The sequence below is a fragment of the Microcoleus sp. PH2017_24_DOB_U_A genome (assembly GCF_020738205.1).
In the GTDB taxonomy this organism is placed as follows: domain Bacteria; phylum Cyanobacteriota; class Cyanobacteriia; order Cyanobacteriales; family Microcoleaceae; genus Microcoleus.
In genome coordinates, this window is the sequence record NZ_JAEQCT010000034.1 from 58,123 (window position 1) to 68,403 (window position 10,281).

Sequence of the window (10,281 nt, forward strand, 5' to 3'; positions counted from 1 at the left end):
TTGGCTATCTGTTATTATATTGTTGAGAATCATCAGCAGTCGTGACGTTCTGTACTGTTCGCTACCCATCATATGCTAGCATAATAATGACTATAAACTATTTTCAAACTGCTAACCAACTGAAGCAACAAGGAAAGTTCCTAGAAGCAATCGATTTTTACCAAATGGCTATTAAACAAAACCCCTCATTCCATTGGTGCTACCATAATTTAGGGGAAACTTTTACCAAGCTATCTCGATATGATGAGGCGATAAAGTGTTTTCAAGCCGCGATTGAAATTAACCCCAAAGCTTCAACTTCTTATTATAATCTAGCGGAATTGTTATACAAAATAGAAAATTTAAATGAAGCTAATATTGCTTATTATAATGCCATTAAAATCAACCCTGACTTGGGAGTAAATTTAGCTAAACAAGGTCGTTTATCTCAAATAATTGCTTGTTTTGATTATGTATTGAAGGGCGATCCTCATTATGCGATGGTTTATTATGATTTTAGTCGGTATTTGGCAGAAAAAGATTTAATGGATCAGGCGATCGGTTGTTTCCAAAAAGCCCCACAATTTAGTCATAACCAAGAAGTTGACAATCAGACTAATCAAGACAAATTCCCAGAAGCAGTAGAAGAAAATTATGAAGGACTGTGGAAAAAATTAAATCAATTAGGAGAAAGTGATGATATTTATGAATCACTTCCCACAAAAGCTGAAGCTCAAGCTTATTTTGATAAAAATAGTAACTATACAATTATCGATCTAAATAATTTAACCGATTTAGATCGAAAATTATTCACTGATAATGGTATATCATTAGATAATCTACAAATCACAAAAAAAGACGATATTAATTTACAAGAAATTTATATTAATAGTTTCCACCCTACATCCAAAGTAAAACTTTCTCGAAAATACGTCGAAACGGTCTCTGAATTATGGGAATTTTCTAAAAATCATGCTTGTAGTAAAGCGATAGTAGAAACTGGCTATATTTATTCATTATGCCCTTTTAGTGGTGAAATCTTGAGATCTAATCAATCTTTTTATATTAATTATGGAAATTCACTCTTGATGCACGCTTACCGCTTTGTTGGGAAGGAAATATTTTACTTAGTAATTGGTAATATTTGTAGGGGTAAAATGTGTATTTATGTACCCCGAAAATCGCTAATTATAAAATTTTCTCCTGACTGGTTACTTTCTAATGAAATCACTAAAATCATCAATATTTTAAAATCTTCTCTAGTCAGCAGTTATCAAAAAGTTAAATTTTATATACAAACAGAAATTCCTAAAAAAATTGTATTCGATCTAGGATTTAATAAAAGTATTGGTCACTATTACTGGAATGATTTATCAGGTATTCTCTATCTTCAATCAAACGATATTTTAGATAAAATCGAAAAGTTTTTAGTCGGAAATAAAGAATTTTTTAATATTAGTAGCGTTTTTCCTGAAATACCTAGCCATAAAATTACTAAATTAGCTAATAATGAAGAGCTATTTCAAACTATTATAGATAATAACTATTTTGCGGTTCAAGTAAATGACTTATTTATTAGTCAAAATTTAGCAGATCGCGTTACTCAATTTTCATTGGAAAAATCTTCTGAGAATCGAGAGTTTTTAGAAGAAGTAAAAATGGCTAAACAAAATTTTCCTCTGTTGTCCATTCAAATTAGAAGTAGTAGAACTTGGGCATCTCAGGTTGAGGGAAATGCTAATATTATCAAAAAATTGGCTGAGGATTTTCCTAATTTGGGAGTAGTTTTTGATGGGTGGTCTCGTCTGGAAGTAGAAGACTTTCACTCTGAGTTAATGATTGCCAAAGATCTGGATATTATGAATCAAATTATCGCGCTCCTTCCGCCCAACATTAAGACATATTGCGGTATTGGTGGAACTACTGGGGAAAAGGTAGTTTTAGCCCATGCTATAGATGTATACTCTGCTCCTTTAGGTTCTGGAATGTCAAGGTTAATATGGATAGCTACTAAACCTGGTGTCACTCATTCACATACTGATTATTACGATATGGATTGGGTTAAAGACCATCTAGAATCATCACTTATTCGGGAAAACATTATACCTCCAAGATGGGTTCATAGAAATTATATAGTGGATTTACCTGGTAGGAATTATGATTGTGATTGGTCGGTTATTTATGAGGAACTTGTCAAAATCGTTAGGGAAGTTTCGGCAAGGTAGTCAGAGTAAGGCTGGGTAATCTTAAGGCTTCATCTGATCTTCTTGCATTTGTTTGATTCTAATTTAGCTGTTTACCAACTCTTCTATTATTAAAAAACCGCTAATTTTTCTAAATTTTTGGTTATAAATCAATACAGTTGACTTAAGAAGGATCTGACTTGCAAAAAACTCCTGTACTGCCTATAAAATCGTCAGATGAACTTCCCAAAAAAGTGTTAAGTAAACCGTATTGGGTTATAAATAAACTTATTATTTTTTATTTAAAAATAGATGGCGGATAAAAGAGAAATATCGGGGTAGCCCAAAAGTAGCGCCCCGATCGAAGCAATTTTTTAGTGGCTGGCACAAGTTATTTGGCAATCAAGAAACTTTCGCTCGTAATTCTAAAGCGCGACGGTAACAACCACTAGCTTCATCTATGCGCCCAAGTTTTGCTAAGGCATCCCCTAACTTGTTGTGCGACTCAGAAAAGTCTGGGTTCAGTTCGATCGCCGAACGATAAGCCCCGATCGCCTCCTCTACCGCACCCTTGCTCATCAAAACATTGCCTAAACCGCAGTAACACAAAGAAGACTCAGGCCGAATCTCGATCGCCCTGCGGTAAGCATCGATCGCCTCATCCCACCGCCCTTGTTTGGCCAAAGCTTCGCCTAAATAATGCTCCGCCTCCCAAGAGTCAGAATTTCGATCAAGAACACGGCGGTACTGAGCGATCGCCCCATCTAACTGCCCTTGTTCTGCCAAAGCCTTACCTAGCTGCAAATCAAGCTGCGAGTCGTCTGACTTCATTTCCACAGCCTTTTGAGCTGCTTCCAAATTACTTGGATTCAATTCGATCGCCCTGCCATAACACTTTACCGCCTCATCCAAATCCAGCTCAACCTCTTTCTGAAGCGGTTGAAGGCGAGCTCGTCCTCGCAAAGCATCACCTAAATGACAGTTCACTACATCCGAATTAGGAGCAATTTCCAGCGCTCTGCGATAGGCAGAAATCGCCTCATCGTAACGCCCCAACTGATACAGAGCAAACCCCAAATGATCCTGAGCCTCTAACGAATTCCGATCGCACTCAACCGACTTACGATAAGCTCCCACAGCCTGCTCCCACTTTTGCAGCCTTGTCAACGCATCGCCCAAATGCTGGTAAATCACCGCTGCATCCGGTACAAGCTCAAGCGCTTTACCGTAAGATACGATCGCCTCTTCCCACCGCTGCACGATCGACAAAGTATGCCCCAAATAGTGATGGACGATCGCCGAACCCGGTTCCAACTCAGCCGCCTTCCGGTAAGATGCGATCGCCTCCTCCAATTGACCCTGTGCCGATAAAGCCGTTCCCAATTTATAGTAAAGCCAATGGAAATCAGGCTTCAACTGCATCGCCTTTCGGTAATAACCAACAGCTTCTGCAAACTCATTCTTACCTTGCAAAGCCTCTGCCAACTTCAGGTACAAATCTCCCTCGCCTGGATTTAGCTCGATCGCCCTTTGCAAGCACTCAATCCCTTCATCAACCCGTCCCTGCCTTGCCAAAGCCTCCCACAAATTTTGGTAAGGTAAAGCCGATTCCGAGTCAAGCTCGATCGCTCTTCGCAAACAACTTACAGATTCATCCAATTGACCTTGCAAGCACAAACCCTTACCCAAACTATTATGAAACTCATAGAAATCAGGGTATAATTCCACAGCTTTGCGGTACGCAGCCACGGCCTCATTGATATTGCCCTGCTGTTCCAAAACCTCCCCTAAATTGTGCCAAGACCAAGCCGAATTCGGGTTGAGTTCACAAGCCCTGCGGTAACTTTTCTCAGCCCCATCCCGCTGCTCCAATTTCGCCAAAATTTCACCTAAGTTGTGGTGATACCAGGAAAAATCCGGGCTGAGTTCCGTACAGCGCTGGTACGCGGCGGCGGCTTCCTGTAATTTATCAGACTGTTTGAGGAGGTTGCCTTTGTGAAAATAATTAGAAGCAGTTTCTTCGTGGACTTGTAATGAGTTATTCATAATTTTGTACCGTAGATTTCATTTTTTTAGTTTGGTCGAGATAGGCTTTATAAGCGCCGGGTGGGGGCGGGTTTTTTAGTCTTTGGGTATCACTTGAAGCTATCGGCGAACCCGCCCCTACAGGTTGTTGACATTGGTGCCGTCTGATGAATTGTATCGGTCTTCTGTCTAAGTTACAATCCTTGCGATTCCCCCGGCATCCAGGGCGGGCACGGGGCACCGCCCCTACAGGTTGTTGATTTGTAGGGGTAGTACCCCCGTGCCTACCCCTCATGGGGATGTTCGTTCCTAATTAGTTGGCCGCCAATTCTCGTCCTCCAATCTAATACCGCTGTCTTGACACGCTCTAGTTAAATGGGGACTGTAATAAGGGTCATTGTCAATATATTTTTGCCACCTACTTTCCATCAGCTTCGATTCCTTATTCAGCCGAGCTTTCTTTTCTGGCGAATCCTCATAACCGCGACTTTTAGATTCGTGGTGATAGAGAACTACATGAGGTAAGTAAATATTGCGACAGCCCTTTTCTAACATCTTCAAACACAAATCCACATCATTGTATGCCACTGTTAGCTCTTCGTCAAACCCCCCAACACTTTCAAATACTTCGCGGCGACACATCAAACACGCAGCAGTTACCGCTGAAACATTATTCATGCCTACCACATTTCCGAAATAGCCAGGAATAGATCGCGGCATATGATAATAACTGTGACCGGCAACTCCGCCGCCTAGCCCCATCACCACTCCCGCGTGCTGGATTTTGTTATCTGAATATATCAGCAAATTACCCACAGCCCCGATCGAGCTTCTCTGAGCTTGTTCCACCATCCCGTCAATCCAGTCGGGAGTAATTACCTCTGTATCGTTATTCAAAAACAGCAAATAATCTCCCTCCGCCTTGCTAGCAGCGTAGTTGTTAATCTTCGAGAAATTGAACGGAATATCGAGGCGGTAACTTTTAAACCTCGCTGATTCTTGATTCCTCCATTTAGCCAAAATTTCCGCCGTGTGTTTCTCTTGACTGCCGTTGTCGATGACGATAACTTCGTAGTTGGGGTAGACGCTATTAGTAAAGATGGACTCCAAGCAATTGTCCAAGACATCGCCTAAATCCCGCGTGGGAATAATGATGCTCACCCGCTTGTAATCAGCTATTGTATAGCGTGCAATAAAGTGTCCCAAAAAGTAGGGGACGCCTTCAATTTTACCCGGTTCGCCCCTGCGCTCGATCGCCTCTTGCAAAGCTTTTTGCCCTGCATCATAGGCATAGGGTTTTGCATCTACACCGCCAGCAGCCGAACCCGCGTGCATTCTCCAGTGGTAAAGAATTTTAGGGATGTGAAATATCTTGTCAGTTTTTTCGGTAAACCTCAGAACCAAATCGTAATCTTGAGCTCCCTCAAAACCTGCTCTAAAACCGCCGATTTCATCAATTAAGTTTTTCCTGTAAGTTCCCAAATGGCAGGTGTACATCCGAGACAGGAATGAATCGGGACTCCATTCTGCCTTGAAAAAAGGATTGATTAGTTCCTTGTCTTCGTAAATTTTATCTTCATCCGAATAAATCATGTCCGCTTCCGGGTGGCGGTTCAGCAGCAGCACCACTTCATACAATGCCTCTGGTGTCAGCGTATCATCGTGGTCTAGCAGAGATATAAATTCACCCGTCGCCAACTCCAAAGCAGAATTGGAACAGTGAGAAATGTGACCGTTTTTGGTTCGATAAACTACTTTTATGCGACTATCTTTAGCTGCGTACTCCTGCAAAATCCGCTTGACATGAGGCGCAGTTGATAAGTCGTCAGCAATGCACAGTTCCCAGTACGGATATATTTGATTGATAACTGAGTCTAGAGCTTCCCTGAGATAATTTTCTGGCGTATTGTACGCTGGCATCACAATGCTAATCAGTGGCTTGTAGCTAAATATTTCTAGTGTTTCCGCCATTTTACGCAAGTCAGATTCTCTGGGACTGTGCTTAGCGCGCCACTTGGTGTATGCAGGATCTTGACCGAGGAATAGCGAATCTCGTAGGTTTTGATAATCCAAACCAAAAAGTTTCGGATCGAGTTTACTCGCTGTTTGATAAGCTTCTAGAGCTTCGGAAAGCTTGTTTTGTTTAGCTAAAGTTTTTGCTAAATTGTGGTACGACCAACCAAATTCAGGATCGAGAGCGATCGCTTTCCGATAAGCCACCACAGCGTCATCTAGACGACCTTCTTGTTGATATAAATCTGCTAAGTTGTGGTGCGACCAAACAAAAGTTGGATTTACTTGTGTAGATTTCTGATAGCTTTTAATGGACTCATCAATTTTCCCCATCCATTTCAGAACATCTCCTAAATTGTGGTGAGTTCCAAAGTAATTAGGATTAATGGCAATTGCTTTGCGGTAGGCGGCAATAGCTTCGGTAAATTTACCTTCTTGTTGCAGAGACTCACCTAATTCGTGGTACTCCGCAGCTACTCCTGGGGTATCTTCGATCGCACTTCCCGAATGTCCGTTAATAGCGCGATCGCCTCCCGCAGCCCTAACTACCCCCTTTTTTTTTAAGACTTCATCTAGCATCCCTGAAATAGCCCGATCGCCCGGCCGAACCTGCAACGCCATCTGATAGAAGACGATCGCCCCATCAACCCAACCATGCCGCACCAAAGCATCAGCCAACCCAACATAAAGGTCAGCATCATTCGGTGCAATCTCCAGCGCCTTGTGATACAACTGCAAGTCATCAGCATTTTCCTGAATCGCGCGCTGGTACAAACGCATCGCATCCTGCAAATCCCACTGCGATCGCATCCTCAAAGCATCAGCCAACTTCTGCGAAATCCACGGCAAATCCGGCTGAATTTCCACCGCACAGCGATAAGCAACGATCGACTCATCCCACCGTTCCAACTTCTCAAAAGCCGTCCCCATGTTGTAATAAGTCCACGGAAAATCGCGATTCAACTCCGCCGCGCGACGGTAAACTGCGATCGCCTCATCCCATCTTTCCATTTCTAGCAGCGCATCGCCCAACTTGCTATGAGACCAGAAGAAACTCGGATTCAGTTCGTTAGCGCGCCGGTACGCAACCACCGCCTCATCCCAGCGTTCCAAATTCACCAGCGCTTCGGCTAGATTGTTGTGGGCCCAGAAATGATCGGGATTTAGTTCGATCGACCTTTGGTAAGCCGAAATAGCCTCTTCCCACATTCCCAGTTTAATCAGCGCGTCTGCTAAATAGTTGTGTGACCAACTGAAATCTGGATTTAATTCTGTTGCTTTTCGGTAAGCCTCTACAGCTTCATCCCACCGTTCCAACTTCAGCAGCACATCTGCTAAATTGTTGTGAGACCAGCTAAAATCTGGATTTAATTCGATCGCCTTGCGGTAAGCATTTATAGCTTCTTCCCAGCGTTCCAACTTAACCAGCGACTCAGCTAAATTGTTGTGCGACCAAGAAAGTTCGGGATTTGTTTTAATTGCATTGGTGTAAGCATCTACTGCCGCTTCCCACTGTTCTTGACCCTTCAGAAGTTCGCCCAATTCATGATAAGCTGCGCCAGAATTTGGGTTTAACTCAACCGCGCGCCGATAACAGTCGATTCCTTGCTCAACCTTACCTTGCTCGATCAAAGTTTTGGCTAAATTCTCGTGTTCCTCAGCAGTGCCCGACTTCGGGTCGATCGCAAATGCTCGATACCAGGCTTCGGCTGCCGCCTCCGACTTGCCTAACTGCGCCAAAAGTTTCCCAAAATTTCGTAAAGCACCGGCAAAATCCGGTTTTATGGCGATCGCCTTTTCGTAAGCAGAAACCGCTTGCTGCCACTGTTCTTGCTGCGCGCAAATGCTGCCATAATTAGCGTAGGCTTCGGCAAAATTCGGGTTAATTTCGATTGCCTTGACATAGCAACTTTTAGCTTCATCAATTTTGCCACCTGCTTGCAGGGCGTTGCCGAGCATTTTATAAAGTGGCGCTTCCGGCTTAATTTGTAAAGCTTTTTTGCAAGCAGAAATTGCCTGTTCCAATTTTCCCTGAGCAAAATAGCCTTCTGCGAGTATTTTGTATGCTTCTGGATCTTCTATACTAATTGTAGAATTAACTGCTTGCTGTACTGGTGGCTTGACTACCGGCTTGGCTGGGGGTGCTGCGGGTTGCGGTTTAACTGCTGCACCGTTAGTTGCAGTTGCACCCGCCAAAGTTTGCTCTCCCTCGCTGCCGTTTCTAGCATTAGCTGCGTTCAGTTCAATAGCTTTACGATAATATACTGTCGCTTCCTGTAACTTGCCTTCTTTTTTCAGCGCTTCGCCTAAGTTTTGGTAAGCTTGAGGTAGATTAGGATTTAATTTTATGGCGCGATCGTAACAGCCGATCGCCTCCGGGAACTTTTCTTGCCGAAAGAAAGCATCACCCATACTTAAATGTTCTGCCGGAGATGCTTTTTCCGGTTCCAAACAGAATGCGCGATACCAGCATTCTTGAGCTTCTGCCGCTTTGCCAATTTGTCCGAATACTTTGGCTAAATTCCGGTATACTCCGGCGAAATTAGGCTTAAGCGCGATCGCCTTTTGGTAAAACTCGATCGCCTCCGACCATTTTTCCTGCTGCGCGCCAATGCTGCCTAAATTCGCGTATACTTCCGCAAAATTCGGTGCAATTTCAATAGCTTTAGCGTACCAGTGCCGCGCCTCTTCCATTCTGCCTTGAGCTTGCAGCGCATTGCCCAAAGTTTTGTAAGCCGGTGCAAAATTGGGGTCAATCTTTAAAGCTTGCTCGCAGGAGGCGATCGCTTCTGCTAATTTCCGTTGGGATAAGTATATTTCTCCCTGTTGGTTAAATTGAACCGCTGTTGATTCTGTATTGACTGTTGATGGCATAGGGGCGGTGGCGACTGAGGCAGCAATTAAATAGGGTAGTCGAAACGTTAAATAATTATACTTGCGTTTGACACTAACAGTAGCAGGCTTGTTCCCCTAAGTCTTATTTTTTTTCACTCGGGGTACTGGGGAGAAACTCAGCGGTTGAAACCGGGCGGTTGAAACCGGGCGGTTGAAACCGCGTCTATACAAACAAAACCCGCCGGACGCCGGTTGAAGAGCAGAACGAGTAGCACCAAAATCGATCGCACTCAGGATGCCTGCACTACAAGACTTGTTGAAGAAATATCTTATAATAAGGTTCAGAAGACGGTTCCAAACCGCGTCTATACAAGCTTGCACGCGATCGAGCGAGGAGTTGAAGAGTGGCGGTTAAAATTACGTTATCCTCTCTTAGGAATAGAAATTAAATAATTTACACTCTTGAAAGTGGGGTGGGCGGGACGCCCGCCCTTTCTGGACGGGCGGGACGCCCATCCCACAATAATTAAAATTGTAAGTTATTTAATTCGCGATCCTTAGTCCCCGGAGGCGGACATCGTTTGTGTAGAAGCGGTTTCAACCGTACATCCGATCCGATCTCAAATTGCGGTAATTTTGATGTTGTTAGAGCCGCCACCTCAACTTGTCGGAGAAAAGCGCCTCACCTTTCGCGACCTCGATTGGCAGGCCTTCAAGCAAATTCAAAGTTTGCTGGCGGATCGCACCCGCGCCCGCTTTACCTACGATAACGGAGTGTTAGAAATTACCCAGTCCCTCGAAGGACACTAACGCTCTGCTCGCTTGATCGAACGCTTGATTCAAGTCCTTGTGGTGGAGATGGGCATGAAAATCAAGACGATGGGATCGACTACGCTCGATCGCGAAGACCTACTCAAGAGCGCCGAACCCGACAATGGGTACTATATCCAGAATTATGCCTTAGTTGCCGATCGCCCGGTTAATTTGAATGTCGATCCTGCCCCGGATTTAGTCGTGGAAGTGGATATTACCCATACGGATCTCAATAAAAATACACTCTATGCGAGTATGGGAGTGCCTGAGTTTTGGCGGTTTAACGGGCGGGTATGGCGAATTCTGCAATTAGTCGATGGGGCTTATGTCGAGCGCTATCCACCAATCACCGGACATAACAGGACAACCAGTACCTAAAGGTGAAGAGATAGCCAGCCTCAGTTACAACTACGTTTTGAGGGTGATGACACCT

The 10,281-nt window shown here is 43.8% G+C and carries 5 protein-coding genes; 3 read left to right on the forward strand and 2 right to left on the reverse strand.

The window, feature by feature from the left end; translation table 11 throughout:
* The first annotated feature begins 86 nt into the window (after positions 1-86).
* A complete protein-coding gene (locus tag JGK07_RS10125) occupies positions 87-2,204 on the forward strand; it encodes a tetratricopeptide repeat protein (protein WP_293178861.1) in 2,118 nt (705 codons plus the stop codon).
* A 360-nt stretch (positions 2,205-2,564) separates the two neighbouring features.
* Here JGK07_RS10125 and JGK07_RS10130 read toward each other — a convergent pair whose 3' ends face one another.
* Positions 2,565-4,208: a tetratricopeptide repeat protein gene (locus JGK07_RS10130; RefSeq protein WP_293196802.1), complete on the reverse strand. Its 1,644-nt coding sequence runs from the start codon at positions 4,206-4,208 to the stop codon at positions 2,565-2,567.
* Positions 4,209-4,496: 288 nt separating this feature from the next.
* A complete protein-coding gene (locus JGK07_RS10135; protein WP_293178855.1) occupies positions 4,497-9,074 on the reverse strand; it encodes a tetratricopeptide repeat protein in 4,578 nt (1,525 codons plus the stop codon).
* Between the two features lie 600 nt (positions 9,075-9,674).
* Between JGK07_RS10135 and JGK07_RS10140 the strand changes: the two genes are divergently transcribed.
* A complete protein-coding gene (locus JGK07_RS10140) occupies positions 9,675-9,845 on the forward strand; it encodes a hypothetical protein (protein ID WP_293178852.1) in 171 nt (56 codons plus the stop codon).
* A gap of 12 nt (positions 9,846-9,857) precedes the next feature.
* Positions 9,858-10,226 carry a Uma2 family endonuclease gene (locus JGK07_RS10145; RefSeq protein WP_293178849.1) on the forward strand — a complete coding sequence of 123 codons (369 nt, stop codon included), beginning with the start codon at positions 9,858-9,860 and terminating at the stop codon, positions 10,224-10,226.
* Positions 10,227-10,281 lie beyond the last annotated feature (55 nt).

What these genes read in the sequence shown, in the direction of transcription:
- JGK07_RS10140 (WP_293178852.1), top strand. Translation starts at nt 9,675, where the DNA reads ATGTTGTTAGAGCCGCCACCTCAACTTGTCGGAGAAAAGCGCCTCACC.
- JGK07_RS10125 (WP_293178861.1), top strand. Translation starts at nt 87, where the DNA reads ATGACTATAAACTATTTTCAAACTGCTAACCAACTGAAGCAACAAGGA.
- JGK07_RS10135 (WP_293178855.1), bottom strand. Translation starts at nt 9,074, where the DNA reads ATGCCATCAACAGTCAATACAGAATCAACAGCGGTTCAATTTAACCAA.
- JGK07_RS10130 (WP_293196802.1), bottom strand. Translation starts at nt 4,208, where the DNA reads ATGAATAACTCATTACAAGTCCACGAAGAAACTGCTTCTAATTATTTT.